We start from the raw sequence: 15732 nt of genomic DNA on the forward strand, positions 1-15732 counted from the left end.
CTCTCCTGTGCTGCCGAACGAGCGCGGCGTGGAAGGAAATCTATGCCTGTTTCGCGGATAACTTAAGCGACATATCGTCCGGCATTGCTTCAACTTTTGGTTGAAGATCGCGGCAGCCAAAGCGCGGCCCGGTGTCGGCCAGGATCGAACCGCGAGCGAACGGGGCCGGTTCGGCGCCGGCTCTCAGCGTTCCGGATTCTTCAGGCCAGAGTTCGCTTCATCGGCACGAGGATGCAGGGAGAGTTGCAGCTTCACCCACTGACAGAACTGCTTGCACACACTGGCGTCGGTCTTGTCCTTGCGGACGGAAAGGTAATGGCCGCGATTCTTCATCACGGTCATGTTCGGCAGCGGGCGCACCAAGTCGCCGCTTGCCACGAGGTTTCCCACGAGATGATGCCAGCCCAGGGCGATCCCCTGGTGGGCTAAGGTCAGCTGCACGATGCCCGAGTAGTCGTTGCTGGTGAAGAGTTGACGCGGAATGTCGGCGCGCCAGCTGGTGTCCACGTCATGCAATGCCAGCCAAACTTTCCAGTCGATATGCTCGGAGATCTGCGAACGACCGTAGGCGCTGATATCGAGCAGCGACCTGTCCAGCAGTTCTTCCGGCGTTTCGATAGCACCATGGCTTTGCAGATATTGCGGCGTGCAAACCGGATAGACCTCGTCGTCGAACAAGTGCTCGCTGTCGTATCCGTCACGCAAGCTGGCCAGCTTGGCGATGTACACGTCCGGCAGCACACCCGCTTCCATCGAAATGAAATTCTGCGTGGCCAGCACGGTCAGTTCGATATCCGGATTGTCGCGAATGAATTCGGGCAGCCGCTTGTGCAGCCACAGTGCCGAAAACGCGGGCGAACAGCACACGGTCAGTGTTTGCCTGGCAGGAATTCTCTTGCGCAGGCGCTCGGCGGCCTGATGGAGGTTGATCAAGGAAATCTGGGCGGCGTCCTTGAACATCTCGCCGTCGGCAGTCAGCGTGACGGCCCTGCCTGAACGGACGAAAAGCTCCGCACCCAGGTAGTCCTCCAGTTCCCGCACTTGCTTGCTTACCGCCGCGGGGGTGACGCTCAATGCATTGGCGGCCCCCGTGAAGCTCTTGAACTTCGCCGCTGCGAGAAAAGATTTGATGGCTCGCAAAGAGAGCGCGCCGACCAACGTTTCGCTCAGTTCGAATTGAGGCGCCATGACGATCTCTACCGATGTAAGGGGATGGGGGTAGAGTCCGAAGCAAGGACCTGCCCGTGATGACATGAGACAAGAACGCTATTCTCATATCCTTACGGGCAGTGTTCAAGACGATCTTCGCTAGCGCCGCACGTAGCGGCGCCAGCGAGGGTTGGGTCGGCACCTACGCGTAGCGCGCTTCGTTCAAATCGGAGATGAGCGTCGGCCCCACGGGTTTCCAGCCCAAACGCGCCTGCGTCTGCGCGCTGGATGCCGGCATATCGAGCGCGGCGAACATCGCCATCCATCCGAAGTACGCTTGCATCTCTTCCCGCGCGATCGAGACGACGGGCAGGTTCAGGCCGCGCCCCAGTGCCTCGGTGATTTCGCGCGCGCTGACGCCTTCTTCACCGACCGCGTGGTAGCGTGCGCCACGTTCTCCCTTCTCGATCGCGAGCCGGTACAGCCGCACGACATCCGACAGATGCCCCGCCGGCCAGCGGTTGCGGCCGTCTTCCACATAGGCGCACACGCCTTTCTCACGCATGATCTCGATGAGCGGTGTAACGAGGCCCTGCCTGAACGGGTTATGCACTTGCGGCAGGCGCATCGCCGACACGTTGATGCCCGCCTCCAGCAACGCATTGCCCGCCATTTCCGATCCGATGCGCGGATTTGGATGCTTGGTGTTGAACACGTCCTCGGTGGCCGGCTGCCCGTCGTCGCGGCTGCCGATACCCGTGCCCGACGTCAAAAGAAGCGGGCGATCCGATCCGGCCAGCGCCGAGCCGAGTGCGGCGATCGCGCGCTTGTCTTTTTCGCAGTTGTCGACGAAGCGCGAGAAATCGTGATCGAACGCGAGGTGGATGACGGCGTCCGCTTTTTCGGCACCGCTGCGCAGGCTGTCGGTGTCCTCGAGCGTGCCGCGATGAACCTCGGCGCCCGCCGCGGTCAGCGCCTGCGCGCCCGCATCGGAGCGCGTCATGCCGATCACCTGATGGCCCGCTTCGATGAGTTCGGGAACGAGAGCGGAGCCGATGAAGCCGGTCGCGCCGGTGAGAAAGATGCGCATCGTGAATTCTCCTGGGTAGTCACCGAGGCACTATGCGATCATTAGCTATCCTGTTGAAGTAGTGACTTTATCCTGGTAAACGGACTAACAGGCTTGTCATTCATGTCAGTGAACGCCGCCCCGACGCTCGGGGACTTTTTGCGCAGCCGCCGCACGCGGCTCGATCCTGCCAGCTTTGGCCTGTCCGGCCGCAGGCGCACGCCGGGATTGCGCCGGGAGGAAGTTGCCCAGCGCGCGAACATCAGTTCCGCCTGGTACACGTGGCTCGAGCAGGGCCGCGGCGGCGCGCCTTCCGCCGAGGTGCTGGAGCGCATCTGCACGGCGCTCATGCTGACGGATGCCGAGCGCGAGCATCTGTTCATGCTGGGCCTCGGGCGGCCGCCGGAAGTGCGTCCGCGCTCCGTCGACAGTGTGAACCCGAGGTTGCAGCGCGTACTCGATTCGCTCGATGCCAGTCCGGCGATCATCAAGACCGCGACCTGGAACGTCGTGGCGTGGAATCGGGCCGCGGCCCTGGTGCTGACCGACTACGGCGCGCTGCCGCCTGGGCAGCGCAACATCTTGCGGTTCTTGTTCAGCAACCCGGCCGTGCGCTCGAAACAGCACGACTGGGAGAGCGTCGCGCGCTTCGTCGTTGGGACGTTTCGCGCGGACGTGGCGCGAGCAGGGCTCGCTACCGAAGTGGGCGATCTCGTGGATGATCTGTGCCGCACGAGCTCCGACTTCGATCGCATGTGGCGCGAGAACCAAGTGTTGAGCCACAGCGAGGGCGAGAACGTGAAGCGCCTGCTGCATCCGCAGCTAGGGCCGATCGAGATGGAGTATTCGCTCTTCGCTGTCGATGGACGGCCGGATCTCAGCATGCTCGTGTACACGCCGCTTCAGGCGGAGACTGCCGAGCGCATTCGTGCACTGGCGCGGGAGGCGGTGAGTGGTAGCGCCGACGCGGCAGCTTGAGTCGCCCCTAAAGGTGCGTTGAATCACGCGTCCGAATCCGGCGTCCAACTCCGTGCAAACGCGATGAGCGCCCGAAAACCGCTCGATTTATGCCGTCGGTTGGCAAAGTAGAGGCTGGGTCTATTGAAGGTGGGCACCCACTTTTCGAGCACGCGCTGCAGCCTTTGATCGGCAATATCCGCCACGACGTGCCAATCGTTGACGAAGGCGATGCCAACGCCGCTCAGGGCGGCATCGCGTGCCAGATTTCCCGAGTTGACTATTAAGCGGCCCTTCGGTTCTAGCTGGATTTTTTTGCTCCGGAACTCGAAATCCCATGTATTGATCGTGCCGTCAGCCAACCGAGACCGAATGCATTCGTGATGATGCAGGTCATGAGGTGTCTTCGGGACGGGGTGCCGCAGAAAGTAGTCGGGCGTTGCCACCACGGCACCCCGCTGAGGGCGTCCGAACGGGACCGCGATCATGTCCTTCGGAACGTTCTCGGGTAATCGAATGCCTAGATCGAAACCCTCCGACACGATGTCGACGATACGATCCTCCGCCTTCATCTCCAGTTCGATGTCGGGATAACGTTCCATGAACGAGAGAAACATCGGCATGGACTGACGCGCGAAGCCCGTGCTTGTGCTCACGCGGATCCGCCCGGAAGGGGAATCCTTTTGCGCACCCGCGCGCTCGGTTGCGTCACGAATCACGGCGACCGCGGGTGCGATGGCTTCCACGAACTCGCGCCCGGCATCCGTGAGCGAAACGCTTCGGGTCGTGCGGTGGAACAGTTGCACGCCGATGCGCGACTCCGCTGCGGCGATCATCTGGCTCAACGCGGAGGTCGAAATCTCGAGTTCGGCCGCCGACGACCGAAAGCTACGATACCGGGCGACCGTCAATATCGCTTCGAGATCAGTCAATCCACTCTTTCGCATTGTCCTGTTTTACTTAATGATTCGTCCGCGATTATCCACCTAGTTGATCGCCCGGTGCAGAGATATTCTTCGGGCTTGCACCGTGCGAGGAAGAACAATGTATCCCATGCGCCCCGAAGCCCACTTCACTTTTCAGGCTCACCGGAACAAAAAAGCAGCGCCCGTGATTCTCAGCGGCAGGATCCGCACGCTAAGGCAGCGGCTAAAGCGCACGCTCGACTGTACGGCAAGGGCTGCGGGGATTTCGAAGCCTTTCCTGTCACAGATAGAGCGCGGCTTGGCCACGCCTTCGCTCGCCTCGTTGAAAGGCATTGCCGACGCGCTCGGTGTCGCCGTGCAATACTTTATCGACGCTCCAAGCGAACGGAACGCCGTGTGTCGTGGCGACGAAGTGAAGTTTTTCGAATTCGCGGATTCCGCAAACTCGTTCGCCCGACTGACGCGAGGGTCTGGATGCGGGCAGCTCGAGGCCATCCTTGTGAAGTTTCCGCCCCATCAGAGCGAACCTACCGAAATCCCAACCAGCGCAGAGGAAGCGTTCCTCTACGTCACGGCGGGTGAAATTTCGTTGACCCTCGAGGGCAAGACTGTTGTGCTCAAAGCAGGGGACAGTGCGCACTATCAATCGGCGTCGCCTCACGCGTGGTTGAATACTCAATCCACCGAAGCCCTCGCGATCTGGGTCGGAACGCCGAATCTACTTTAGGAGCAACGACGCTGCACGAGCGCTACGGCAGCTTTACGCCCAGGATTGCCGGAGCAAGGTCGCGCAGAGACGGGTTTGGCTGCATGACAAGTAACGTTGCGTCGTTCTCGGTCTCAGATCGCGAGGCCCTCGTACGCTCTCCACGCCCGAGGGCTGACACCGAAACGTTTCGAAAAAACGCGGCTGAAGTGAGCGGGATCCTTGAACCCGCATTGATATGCAATCGTGGCGATCTGATAGCGGTCGTAGCGGGGATCGCGCAGCCGCTCGGCGCAGACGTCGAGCCGCTTGCGTTGAAGCATCCGTGAAAATCGGTCGCCATGCTGGGCGAGCACGCGATAGAGATAGCGCTCCGAGATCTGAAGCTCCCGGGCGCAGTCCGCCGGTGTCAAGGCGGCGTCGGATAGATGCGCGTCGATGTAGTCATGGACCTGGCGCCAACGCACGCCTTCAGCGCGGGCCTCGGCATCGGCGGTGCTCGTATAGAACTGCAAGCACGCGGCGGCCAGCATCAACACGAATGCTTGCTCGAGCGCGGCAACAGCCGCCGGGCGGCAATCGACGAGGCCGGTTTCCATTTGCTGCACAAGCCGGTTGATGGCCTGCGTGATCGAATGCGATGCGGGCACGCGCACCGGCTCGCGCAACGTCGCGGAGAAATAGCCGCGCCAGCGCGAGAGCGGCACGCGAATCGCAATCAAATGAACTCTCGCGCCTGAAAAAGCCACGCTGGACGGGGCGTACGCGTTGCGGAAGGTGATGTCGCCCGTTTGAAACTGCAATCGGCTGTTGGCTTGGACCAACTCGCCGGCGCCATCCCTAACGATGTTGACCAGCACTTCCTCTTCCTGACTTTGCGCCACGTGCTCGGCGCGATGGACAACCTTGAGCGCCGGCATGCGCAGGTCCGCAATCATGCCGCCGCCCAGTAACCGCGCCGTGGTCGCTACGCCGGGCCGGTGCGCGCGCTCGCCAATCGTGAGATCGCCCGGTTGCATGATGTCGCTCAGGAGCGAATCCCATTCGACGTCGGCGGCGGGCGCGCAAAAGACTTTTTGCGGCCACGAAGATACGACGCTCGATTCGTTGTTCGTGAAGTCGAGGTTCATGGACAGTCAATTATTTGGTTCAGCAACGAGCAAGTGAAAACGCCTATCGGCTTCTATGATGCTTCCGGCGCTGCGGGGCCGCGCGCTACGGAGCCAAAATTCAAACAGGAGTTTTCAATGAGCACGTTACCTATTCCGACCGAGAAGTTCAATCGGTACGCGCACTTTCCCGAGTCCACGGGGTCATTGCTGAATCTGAGAGAACAACTGATTATCGAGCATCCGGTCAATTCGCGTGTTCGAAGCGACACCGTGGTGTTATTCGAGTTTTTCGAACTCTACGCGCATTTCGTCTATGACTTTGCCTCCTACGTAAGCGCGCTTTTCGCCAGCCTCTCCGATCTCGACGCCAAGAAGCACATTTACGACAATTTGCTCGATGAAATCGGCTTTCAGCCCGGCCAGGCCGCGCGATGGGAGTTGCATCACGGCGAACTGTACCGGCGCTTCCTCGAGTCGCTGCGGCGCACGAGCACCTGGCGAGATGCGATCGACGAGCGCCGTGCCCAGGAACTCGAGGCTCGGTCGCGCGAAATCTCCCAGCGTTTCTATCAAGGCCACCAGCAGATTTTGCGGGAAGGCAACGATGCCGTGACGCTGGCGGCATTTTCTTCGATCGAAGGCTGGGTGAGCCGGGAATATGCAATGTGGCGCGAGCTTCTCACGGGCGCCGGCGAGGAAATGCACTTCATCGACATGCGCACGATCGACCTCCATTGCGAATGCGATGTCGAACACAGCCGTGTGTTGGACGAAATTATCGAGCGCTTCGTTGGGGTGGACGATTCGGGCGAATCCGTGCACGCGGTGAATCTTGGCCTGCTGCGCGGTATCGAATTGTCTACGAGATTGTTCGACGATATTCAATCCGGGCTGCGCCAGAACCCACCCTCACGCTGAGGTGCAGTGTGTCGAATTGGAAAGCGTTTGTGTGTCTCATCCCGTTTCAATTGATGTTCGGGATGGTGTACGCATGGGGCGGCATTGCGCCGGTCATTCAGCACGAGACGGGTTGGTCGATAGCATCGCTCGACCTCATGTTTTCGCTGACGCCGCTCACGTTGTTTCCGGCCGTGCTGGCGGGCGGGCGTCTCGTGGGCCGCTACCCGCCTGAGCGTGTGCTGATGCTGGCCTGGTTGTGCTTCGTGGCAGGGACGCTATCCGGGCTGAGCAGCCATTCCCCGTGGATGTTCGCGGTTTGCTATGCGTGCGTGGCGCTCGGCGTGGGCGGCGGCTTGTCCACGCCGGCCAGCATCGAAATTATCCGTCGTCAGGCGTCGCGCGCAAGTGGGCGGTTTTCGGGGGCACTGCTCGCGGTCTATTGTTTCTCGGCGACGGTCAGCGTGCCGCTCTTCCTGTGGTTCGCGCAACGTCAGTCGTGGCGTTACGCACTCGGCGCGACCGCGGCGGCCTGGTGCATTCCGGGCGGTATCGCGCTTCTCACGCTGCGAGGCGGGCCGGCGCGGGCGGTTGCGCCGGAAGGAGCCGCGCAATCGCAGGCCTACGGCCCCGCGTTGCGGGCGGTGGCTTGGAATATCGGCCTTCTGTTCGCGTGCGTTCCTTTTGGTTCGGCGGTGTTCGCCGCGCTCGGCCGCCTTGCGGTTGGGCATGGGGCCGGGACGTGGAGCGCCGTGGCCGGCACCGCGGCGATTTCGCTCGCAAACGGAACCGGCCGTTTCGGAGGCGGCGTATTCTCCGATTTCCTCACTCCTCGCGCGACTTGGTGCGCGATGCTTGGGCTGGCCGCGGGAGCCTATCTTGCCGCGCTCGCCGATGCGTTCCTGAAGCTGCCCGTGTCGTTCATCGTGTTCGCCGCGCTCACTGGGTTGGCCTTCGGTTCGGCCGTCGGCATGCTGCCAGCGTTGGCGGCGCGTACTGGAGTGGCCGAGCCTGCCACGGTGTTCAGCCTGTACTTCGGTGCGTTCGCCTTGGCGAGCTTCGCGGGACCGCTGGTGAGCGCAGCCGCCGGCATCGCCACGACCATGACGGTGTTCGGGAGTCTTACCCTCGTTGCCTTCGGTGTGAGCGCGGTGCGCCTCGGCGCCTCGCGCTTGCGGCCAGCGCCTTCGAATCTTCGGCGACACGAACACGGTGGCGTGGCGGAACACGTGCACGCAGAGCAACAGGGCAGTAGCGGTCGTTAGCAGCAGGGCGCCGTGCTCGATTCTGTTGAGCATGGCCGCCAAGACGAATGGAGTTGGGCTTTTGAAGGCGCGCGGGGTAGCCGGCGGTCGGGCACTTAGGATCGCTTCTGATGCCCGGTTCTTAGATGGAAAACTGTGGCGGATGGAGCTTCCGCCGAATGTGCCTGATCGGCAACTGAAGTATTGGGGCTCTCAGGTTCAATGCACGGCCGCAAGTTGCCGTTCACTGGACAACATCATATCGGCTTCGATTTACGCATTCTTGGATATAACTGAACTGATTTCTTGTCTTTCAGTGAACTGACGCTGCGCGCGAGCGTGTCGGAATGCCTGCGACCTCGGCTGCTTTCAGGATCTTCGCCAACGGTTTCGGACTGCCAAGTCGCGCCGTTGGGGTTAAGAGCGCGAGAGTTCGGCATCGTCGGTCACGCGTGCGGCAACGGCACTCGGCCCGTTACTCGCTACGGTAAGTCCGGCCGAGGCGAGCGCGTCGCGGGCGTGGCTGCGTATATCGTCGGCCGCATAGGTCACATCCGACTGGCGGACCCACGCGCGCAAGCGTAGCCGCACGGCGTCGTTCGAGTGGTAGCTGTCCACGGTGACCGTCGGCGCGAGCGTGGAGGCGGCCTCGACGCGTGGCTCGGCGGCGAGCATCTCCTTGAGCTTGCGGATGGCGGCATCCAACTGGTCACGCCGCGCAAGATCGATCGTCACGTCGACACGCTGCGTGCCGCCGTTGCTGTAATTGATGACCGGATTGCTCCAGATCTGGCTGTTCGGTACATACACGATGTTGCCGTCCGTGCGCTCGATGCGCGTCGTGAACAGGCCTACCTCGCAGACGATGCCCGCCGTCGCGCCGCTGCCTTCGATCACGTCGCCGGCGCGAAACGGTCGCAGCATCAGCAACATGATGCCGGCGGCAATATTCTGAAGCGTGCCCTGCAGCGCCAGGCCGATCGCCAGGCCGGCGGCACCCAGCGCTGCGAGAACACTTGCCGTGGCGACGCCGACTTCACTCAGCGCGGCGACAATCCCGATTACGCGCACCGCCCACGCTGCAATGCCCGCGAGCATGGGCGCCAGGGTGGAATCGGCGCGCGAGCGCATCACCACGGCCGAGCAAATCTGCGCAATGCGATTGGAAATCCACCAACTGATCACGAGGATCAGCACGGCGACGACCAGACCCATGACATCGTGAGTGATTGTCGCGACCAGCGACGGCTGTAAATGAAAGAGACGGTTGAAGAAGTCGTCCATAGCGATTAGTCGGATGATTGCGGAGGGGCGTAGGAACCCTCGCAACCACGCAGCAGATTTGGTGCCAGTAAGGTTTGAAAGCTTGTCGGTAACTCCACCGCACTTGCAGCGAGCACGCTCAAACCTTCGACGGTACGGACACGGTGGCGCGGCGGAACGCGTGTGCGCAAAGTAAAAGGACAACGGCGGTCGCGAGCAGCGCGATGCTGAAATCGCGCCAGGAAGCGCTGGCGTTGTCGTGTTGCGCGATGAACAGTCCGAAGACCGCCACGCCGAATGCGCCGGCAATCTGGCGCGCGAAGTTCACGACTGCCGAAATCATGCCGCCTCGCTCGGGCCCGATCGTCTGCAAGGCCGTTGCCGTGATCATCGGCGTAATCAGGCCCACGCCAAATGAAACGAGCATGAACGCCGGCAGCATTGGCCAATACGCATGACGCATGATGGGCAGTGCGAGCAGCAGCGTTCCAGGAATCAGGAGGGAGAGGCCCGCGAGTATCGAGCGCTCGGGGCCACCGCGGCGGCTCAGCTTTCCGCTCGTGATATTCGCGGCGATCAGAGGCAACGTGACGGGAATGAATGCCAAGCCGGCCTGCAGCGAACTCATCCCGAGGGTATCGCGGAAATAAAGACTCGCAAAAAACACCACGCCGAAGTAGAGGAAGTTAACGACGATTCCCAGTACCAGCGCGCGCTGCAATGAGCGATCGACAAAGAGGTCGAGCGGTATGGCGGGCTCGACGGTGCGTTTTTCGGTGCGCACGAATGCGGCTAGACCGGCGAGCGCCGCTACTCCCAGCGCGCTAACTGTTAGCGACGACAGCCCGGTGAAATTGATGATCAGCACGAGCAGCGCCGCGGACGCTCCGAGGAGCAAGAGTTGGCCGGCCCAATCGTTCGCGCGCGCGACGCCTTTCGGCGGCGTCTTGACGAAGCGCGAGGTCAGCACGAGGCCGGCGACACAGACGGGCAGGTTGATGAAAAAGATGTACCGCCAACTGGCGAACGAGGTGATGACGCCGCCGATGATCGGGCCGGACGTCAATGCGGCGCCTCCGAAAGCCATCCAGACCGAAAGCAGCGAGAGGCGCAAGTCATTCCGGCCGGCGAACGACCAGTTGATGACGGCCAGCGAATTCGGAACGATGATGGCCGCGCCGAGGCCTTGAACGAAGCGTGCGCCGAGCATGAAAGCGACGGTGGGAGCGCAGCCGCACGCTAGGGAGCCTACGAAGAAGAGCGCATAGCCGACCATGAGAAAGCGCTTGCTTCCATAGCGGTCGCCGAGTACGCCCGAGGACAGCAGGAAGACGGAAAACGCTAGCGTGTAGGCGTTGACGATCCATTGGAGTGTCGCAACGTCGGCGTGGTAATACGCCTGCATGGCGGGCAAGCTGAGATTGACGATCGATACATCTAGCTGCACGACGAAATATCCGATCGAAGCGGCGGCCATGAGGAGCGCCACTTCCCAGCTGCGTGCGGGTGGGGCGGTGTCCGCGATTGAGCGCGTGTACGGTCTGGATTCGAGCATGGAAATAGTTGGATGCGGTGACCGGGCATTGTGGGCCAGGGCGACTGCGGCAGCCGGGACGCCGCCCTGGCGCCCTGCTGCGGGGTCAGCCGTTCACGATGCGAGGACGCCCCTCGATCAAGTGAGCGTGGTGGTCGCGCAGCGAGCGGACGTTGACGGTCTTCATCAGCCACCGTTCCTTTAGTGCTTTTTCATCGCGAATGGTACCGACATCCTTGTTGTGCAGACAATCGTTGTTCGCTGAGCCAAGCAGATCGCCTGGCTGGATCAGCACGCGCTTCTTGAGACGATGCAGCGCCTCGACCAGCCGCGCGACGGCGTGCCGTGCTTGTGGCGTCCGGCCTTCCGTGCGGTTCTCGAAGAAGCGAATGTCGGTTGGCGTTGCACCGCCGAGTATCGGATGCATGTCGGCCTGACCGAGTTCCACGGCGCTCTTGTACATCGTGAGATCGTCGAAGGGCGTGTAGAACTCCGGACGGCGCAGCATGTCTTGCGTCTGCTCGTCCAGTTCGTTTAGCAAATCTTTGTTGCGCACGAACGAAGTGTAGACCTCGTTCTCGACCGATGAACGCAGGCCAAGAATATTCACCCAATCGGGCCGAACGAAGTGATTCGCGAGATCCTTGTGGAAGAAGATAGGCTTCAGCGCTTTTTGCGATTGGCTTGCGACCTTTCTAGCGCGGCGGTCACGGATTTTCTCGTTTCGCAATCGTCGTCGATCTATCGGCCTGCTTCGTTTTCTAGGATTAGGTGAGGGCGCTGGACTGGAGCTCGCCCGCGCGGAGCTATCCCGCACGCGGGAGACGGACACGAAGGGCACATCCATGTCGCGATGCGCGCCTTCGCTTCCAGCAACGACTTACGAAGCCGGGACCCAATCGTGGCCGACTATGGAACTACCGGCTCGCTGCTATCGACCACCGACGGCATCGACACAATTCTGGATGCTCCGATCGACTACGGGCACGCTCGATGCGTTTATCCGGAGAGGGCAGTGTCCGCATCCCGATCTTATTACTTGATCAACAGATCTATCTGCTCAATTAGATAGTCCAGTTTGCGGGGGAAATATTTGTCCTTTTTTTCTCCAAGTTTGATCGAAGCTCCTTCGATCGTCAGCCTCGCTCTGAGCGTGTTGATGTCATCTGTGATGAATCCTCTCGTCGCGCCCGCATCCCTGAAGTTGTTTTTGACGCTCTTGAACTCGCTTTTGTCCGGAAGGCTCTTGAATAGCGCATCGAGCTTCTCTTTCATGAGCAAATTGTTGGCAAGATCGGCGTAGCTAAAATTGGCCGGCAGAGTGGTATCGAGCGTCTTGCACAACATGACAATGCCTTGTTCCAGCCTTGGTCTCAGCGGATCGTTTTGGAGTTTCGCTCTGAAGCCATGATCATAAAAGAAGATCATGAGCTGCTTCAGTTGCCCCTTGAGTGTGGGCGGAACTGAAAAAATCTGTCTCGCGTATTTTTTCGGCATCACAGCCTGCAGATTCTGCATTCTCGCTTCCTGTTTGTTGAACAGATCTTCGAGATAGACTGTTCTCACGCCCAGAAGGGGAAGCGGTTCAATCTGACCGGACCGCATGCTCATGTTCAACAGGGGTTTGAAGTAGTTAATGTATTTGATTGCCCCGTATTGCTGGGTCAGCGATAGACCGTTGAGCTTCCCATCGTGAACGTGACGCAGATCGAAATCGATATCGAGGTTGTGGATTGTCAGATCTCCGGCGACGGCGACCTTGAATCCGACTTCCCGCGCAAGCGTCACGATTTGGCTCGTCGCCGTCTTTCCGAATAGATGTTCAGGATGTCCTCCCATGAAGGTTCCGGAAAGTCCGCTCTTGCTCCATATCACGATCACGGGATTGGTTTCAAAAATAAGATCAAGAAATCGTCCATCGGGATCCGAGTAATCAAATTTTTCTCTTGTAAATTCCTTGAAAATCTTCCGATTCATCTGCCGGTGAGCGTAATAGTCCTTGCCGCTCTTTGACGTTATCTTTTTGACGCCGGAGCTGATTTCAGCTTCTCTTTTGCCTAGGATTTCGGTGACCGCCTCGGTCAGTTTGGTTCCCTTTTTGATACTCAAGCCTGAAATCTTGAATTTGTTGAAGATCTCCTGGCTTTTATCTGCTCCGAGTTTTATATAATCCACGTTAAGATCGTTGAAATATCTTTCGAGGAAATCCTCGTCGTCACACTTCGATAATTCCTTTATATAGATTATCGGAGCGTTTGTCATGGCGGCGTATACCGTCGCGAGGCGGGCGTCGCCTGATGTCGCATCGGACAGCAAGATGGGGCTGACCGGGCTCTTCTCTTTGATGGCTTCGATTATCGGAGCATGGTTTCCCTTGATGTACATGTCTCCAAGCTCCGAAGCTTTTTTTTCATCGAGAATTCTGGGCATGATGAGTACCTTGGTTACGTTCGAACAGCAACGCTCTCCCTCTTTCAATTCCGCCGGACGATGCGGCTGGGGGATGCAGAGCGACATCACGTTACGTGGCGGCGATTCGCCGGCCGCAGTATGCATTTTCAGCACGTACAGCTATTGCTGGTTTTGATTGCCGGTGCAGTCGCTATTCGTTAAATAGCGTATTTAGTGATTCTTCAGATCGTACTCGATCGAGCCCGCTCTCACAACCAGACCGTTCCCCGCGCATACCGCCCGCCAACCGAGAAGTACTTCCCGTGGTACCCAAAATGGCAGCTAACCGCTGATTTAAAAGGCTCCCAAAAAAAATTGCGGCTACGACTGAAATCTCCTACCGTGGCCATCAGGCGCGAAACAAAGCGGTGATCGACAAGATCTGTCGAATGATGGGTCAGTGGCAAAGGAGGAGCGCGATGAGTCAACGTTTCGAGGCAATCATCATCGGCACCGGACAGGCCGGCCCGGCGCTCGCCGCGCGGCTCTCTGGTTCGGGCATGAAAGTCGCCATCATCGAGCGGGGGCGATTCGGCGGCACGTGTGTGAACACCGGTTGCATCCCCACCAAGACGCTGGTGGCCAGCGCTTATGCGGCCCGCCTGGCTCGGCGGGCTGCCGAGTACGGCGTTGTGATCGGCGGGCCGATCACAATCGACATGAAACAAGTGAAGGCGCGCAAAGACCAGATTTCCGAGCGTTCCAGCAGCAACGTGGAAAAGTGGGTCCGCGGCTTGGCGCACTGCACGGTCTACCAGGGCCATGCCCGCTTCGAGAGCGCGAATACCGTGCGAGTGGGCGACGAATTGCTGGAAGCGGAACGGATCTTCATCAACGTCGGGGGACGAGCGCTGATCCCGCCTATGCCAGGCCTCGATCAGGTGCCTTACCTTACGAATTCGACCATGATGGATGTGGACTTTCTGCCGGAGCACTTGATTGTCGTCGGCGGCAGCTACATCGGGCTCGAGTTCGGCCAGATGTACCGGCGCTTCGGATCCCGGGTCACGATTGTAGAGAGAGGCCCGCGCCTCATTCAGCGCGAGGATGAAGACGTTTCGCAGGCGGTGCAGGAAATTTTGGAAGCCGAAGGGATCGATGTCCAGCTCGATTCCAACTGCCTGACCGCGAGACGCGATGGAGACAAGGTGGTCGTTGGACTCGATTGCTCCGGCGGCGCTCGGGAAGCCGCGGGTTCGCATCTTCTGCTCGCCGTGGGGCGTGTGCCGAATACCGACGCGCTCGGGTTGGACAAAGCCGGGATTGCGACCAATGCGCACGGCTACATCGAAGTGGATGAACAGCTGCGTACCAACGTCCCCGGCATTTGGGCGCTCGGTGACTGCAACGGCCGTGGCGCGTTCACTCATACGTCGTACAACGATTACGAGATCGTTGCGGCCAACCTGCTCGATAACGACCCGCGCAAGGTGTCAGACCGCATCCCGGCGTATGCGTTGTTCATCGACCCGCCGCTTGGCCGCGTTGGCATGACACTCAATGAGGCGAAACAGTCGGGCCGCAAACTGCTGGTGGGTACCCGGCCGATGACGCGCGTCGGACGCGCCGTGGAAAAAGGCGAGAGCCAGGGATTCATGAGAGCGATCGTCGATGCGGATACCGGGGCGATTCTCGGCGCTTCGATTCTCGGCGTGACGGGTGACGAAGTGGTGCATTCGCTGCTCGATGTGATGTACGCGGAAATGCCGTACACCACGATCAGCCGCGCGGTGCATGTTCATCCGACCGTGACCGAACTCGTGCCGACGATGCTGCAGGATTTGCAGCCGGTGGCGTAGCGCGGGAGGACGTGTTGCGGACTCCCAGCTTTCCGCGAAGCAAACATTCAATTTATGATCGCACCCGACGTCAAGGTCTGCGCAACCATGGATCCTGATATGCCGGTACTGCAGCCATCAGTTGCACGTGTCACAGTGGCTTATCTCCTGGCCGTAACCGCCGCGACTGGCTCTATCGTCGTTTCCCAATTTCCACACGTCATCTCGCAGCGAGCATCTGGTGGGCTGCTATATCCGCTTGAGGGAACGCTTGGCGTCCTCTTATCGGACTGTCTTGTTATTTTTGTTCTCTTGGTGCCGGGCGCGCTACTTTCGGCTCTGCTGTGCATTGTGCTTTATCTTTTCGTTTCCCACTTTGGCATTCGGAACCCGCTGTTTTACGTCTCCGTGGGATGCGTCTTGGCTCTTCTTGGCGCTGCCACAGTCGTGTCTGCCATGTCTGGCTCGACGTGGTACACCGATCCTCCCAATCCTCCGCCACCACCGAACTTTTGGCAGGAAGTTCTTTTGATCTCCCCGGTGCTTGCGTTTGCTGGCGCTATCGCGGGCCTGACGTTTTGGCTCGCGGCTGGGCGACACATCCTGAAGAGAGCGGCCTGACTGGCCGATGGCAGAAGTTGACCGT

Annotated in this window: 14 protein-coding genes; 6 read left to right on the forward strand and 8 right to left on the reverse strand. The window is 60.0% G+C overall.

Annotated elements, in window-relative coordinates:
- Positions 1–183: 183 nt before the first annotated feature.
- Together DWV00_RS03815 and DWV00_RS03820 are read right to left on the reverse strand one after the other, a co-directional pair.
- Positions 184–1188 (reverse strand): LysR substrate-binding domain-containing protein, encoded by a 1005-nt coding sequence (locus tag DWV00_RS03815; protein ID WP_115532144.1) that lies wholly within the window; start codon positions 1186–1188, stop codon positions 184–186.
- A gap of 163 nt (positions 1189–1351) precedes the next feature.
- A complete protein-coding gene (locus tag DWV00_RS03820; RefSeq protein WP_115532145.1) occupies positions 1352–2239 on the reverse strand; it encodes an SDR family oxidoreductase in 888 nt (295 codons plus the stop codon).
- Positions 2240–2341: 102 nt separating this feature from the next.
- Here DWV00_RS03820 and DWV00_RS03825 point away from each other — a divergent pair, with 102 nt between their 5' ends.
- The gene (locus tag DWV00_RS03825) at positions 2342–3196 is read left to right on the forward strand and encodes a helix-turn-helix transcriptional regulator (RefSeq protein WP_115532146.1); all 855 of its coding nucleotides are present in this window, start codon (positions 2342–2344) and stop codon (positions 3194–3196) included.
- Positions 3197–3219: 23 nt separating this feature from the next.
- On the opposite strand, the gene DWV00_RS03830 is transcribed toward DWV00_RS03825, so the two are convergent.
- Positions 3220–4107 (reverse strand): LysR family transcriptional regulator, encoded by an 888-nt coding sequence (locus DWV00_RS03830; RefSeq protein WP_245964700.1) that lies wholly within the window; start codon positions 4105–4107, stop codon positions 3220–3222.
- A 112-nt stretch (positions 4108–4219) separates the two neighbouring features.
- Between DWV00_RS03830 and DWV00_RS03835 the strand changes: the two genes are divergently transcribed.
- Positions 4220–4828 carry a helix-turn-helix domain-containing protein gene (locus DWV00_RS03835; protein WP_245964701.1) on the forward strand — a complete coding sequence of 203 codons (609 nt, stop codon included), beginning with the start codon at positions 4220–4222 and terminating at the stop codon, positions 4826–4828.
- Between the two features lie 113 nt (positions 4829–4941).
- Here DWV00_RS03835 and DWV00_RS03840 read toward each other — a convergent pair whose 3' ends face one another.
- On the reverse strand, positions 4942–5826 hold the full coding sequence (locus DWV00_RS03840; protein ID WP_181885342.1) for a helix-turn-helix domain-containing protein: 885 nt from the start codon (positions 5824–5826) through the stop codon (positions 4942–4944).
- On the opposite strand from DWV00_RS03840, the gene DWV00_RS03845 reads away from it, so the two are divergent.
- Together DWV00_RS03845 and DWV00_RS03850 are read left to right on the forward strand one after the other, a co-directional pair.
- On the forward strand, positions 5788–6837 hold the full coding sequence (locus tag DWV00_RS03845; protein WP_181885343.1) for an iron-containing redox enzyme family protein: 1050 nt from the start codon (positions 5788–5790) through the stop codon (positions 6835–6837). The genes DWV00_RS03840 and DWV00_RS03845 overlap by 39 nt on opposite strands.
- A gap of 29 nt (positions 6838–6866) precedes the next feature.
- On the forward strand, positions 6867–8081 hold the full coding sequence (locus DWV00_RS03850) for an MFS transporter (protein WP_181885344.1): 1215 nt from the start codon (positions 6867–6869) through the stop codon (positions 8079–8081).
- 396 nt (positions 8082–8477) lie between these two features.
- On the opposite strand, the gene DWV00_RS03855 is transcribed toward DWV00_RS03850, so the two are convergent.
- The 4 genes from DWV00_RS03855 to DWV00_RS03870 all read right to left on the reverse strand — a co-directional run bounded on the left by DWV00_RS03855 (position 8478) and on the right by DWV00_RS03870 (position 13413).
- Positions 8478–9527, reverse strand: a complete 1050-nt coding sequence (locus DWV00_RS03855; protein ID WP_245964702.1) for a mechanosensitive ion channel family protein — start codon at positions 9525–9527, stop codon at positions 8478–8480.
- The gene (locus DWV00_RS03860; protein WP_115532153.1) at positions 9463–10878 is read right to left on the reverse strand and encodes an MFS transporter; all 1416 of its coding nucleotides are present in this window, start codon (positions 10876–10878) and stop codon (positions 9463–9465) included. The genes DWV00_RS03855 and DWV00_RS03860 overlap by 65 nt, the downstream gene beginning before the upstream one ends.
- 85 nt (positions 10879–10963) lie before the next feature.
- Entirely contained in the window at positions 10964–11704 is a 741-nt protein-coding gene (locus DWV00_RS03865) for a hypothetical protein (protein WP_147297828.1), read from the reverse strand.
- Positions 11705–11892: 188 nt separating this feature from the next.
- Positions 11893–13413: a hypothetical protein gene (locus DWV00_RS03870; RefSeq protein ID WP_147297829.1), complete on the reverse strand. Its 1521-nt coding sequence runs from the start codon at positions 13411–13413 to the stop codon at positions 11893–11895.
- A gap of 314 nt (positions 13414–13727) precedes the next feature.
- On the opposite strand from DWV00_RS03870, the gene DWV00_RS03875 reads away from it, so the two are divergent.
- Positions 13728–15107 (forward strand): FAD-containing oxidoreductase, encoded by a 1380-nt coding sequence (locus tag DWV00_RS03875; RefSeq protein ID WP_115532156.1) that lies wholly within the window; start codon positions 13728–13730, stop codon positions 15105–15107.
- A 54-nt stretch (positions 15108–15161) separates the two neighbouring features.
- Positions 15162–15707 (forward strand): hypothetical protein, encoded by a 546-nt coding sequence (locus DWV00_RS03880; protein WP_115532157.1) that lies wholly within the window; start codon positions 15162–15164, stop codon positions 15705–15707.
- Positions 15708–15732 lie beyond the last annotated feature (25 nt).

Origin of the sequence: Trinickia dinghuensis (assembly GCF_003367175.1) — a bacterium.
In the GTDB taxonomy this organism is placed as follows: domain Bacteria; phylum Pseudomonadota; class Gammaproteobacteria; order Burkholderiales; family Burkholderiaceae; genus Trinickia; species Trinickia dinghuensis.

Excerpts from the sequence above, each read along its gene's own strand:
- DWV00_RS03815 (WP_115532144.1), bottom strand. The coding sequence starts at position 1,188 with ATGGCGCCTCAATTCGAACTGAGCGAAACGTTGGTCGGCGCGCTCTCT.
- DWV00_RS03820 (WP_115532145.1), bottom strand. The coding sequence starts at position 2,239 with ATGCGCATCTTTCTCACCGGCGCGACCGGCTTCATCGGCTCCGCTCTC.
- DWV00_RS03825 (WP_115532146.1), top strand. The coding sequence starts at position 2,342 with ATGTCAGTGAACGCCGCCCCGACGCTCGGGGACTTTTTGCGCAGCCGC.
- DWV00_RS03835 (WP_245964701.1), top strand. The coding sequence starts at position 4,220 with ATGTATCCCATGCGCCCCGAAGCCCACTTCACTTTTCAGGCTCACCGG.
- DWV00_RS03840 (WP_181885342.1), bottom strand. The coding sequence starts at position 5,826 with ATGCAACCGGGCGATCTCACGATTGGCGAGCGCGCGCACCGGCCCGGC.
- DWV00_RS03860 (WP_115532153.1), bottom strand. The coding sequence starts at position 10,878 with ATGCTCGAATCCAGACCGTACACGCGCTCAATCGCGGACACCGCCCCA.
- DWV00_RS03865 (WP_147297828.1), bottom strand. The coding sequence starts at position 11,704 with ATGGATGTGCCCTTCGTGTCCGTCTCCCGCGTGCGGGATAGCTCCGCG.
- DWV00_RS03870 (WP_147297829.1), bottom strand. The coding sequence starts at position 13,413 with ATGCATACTGCGGCCGGCGAATCGCCGCCACGTAACGTGATGTCGCTC.
- DWV00_RS03875 (WP_115532156.1), top strand. The coding sequence starts at position 13,728 with ATGAGTCAACGTTTCGAGGCAATCATCATCGGCACCGGACAGGCCGGC.
- DWV00_RS03880 (WP_115532157.1), top strand. The coding sequence starts at position 15,162 with ATGATCGCACCCGACGTCAAGGTCTGCGCAACCATGGATCCTGATATG.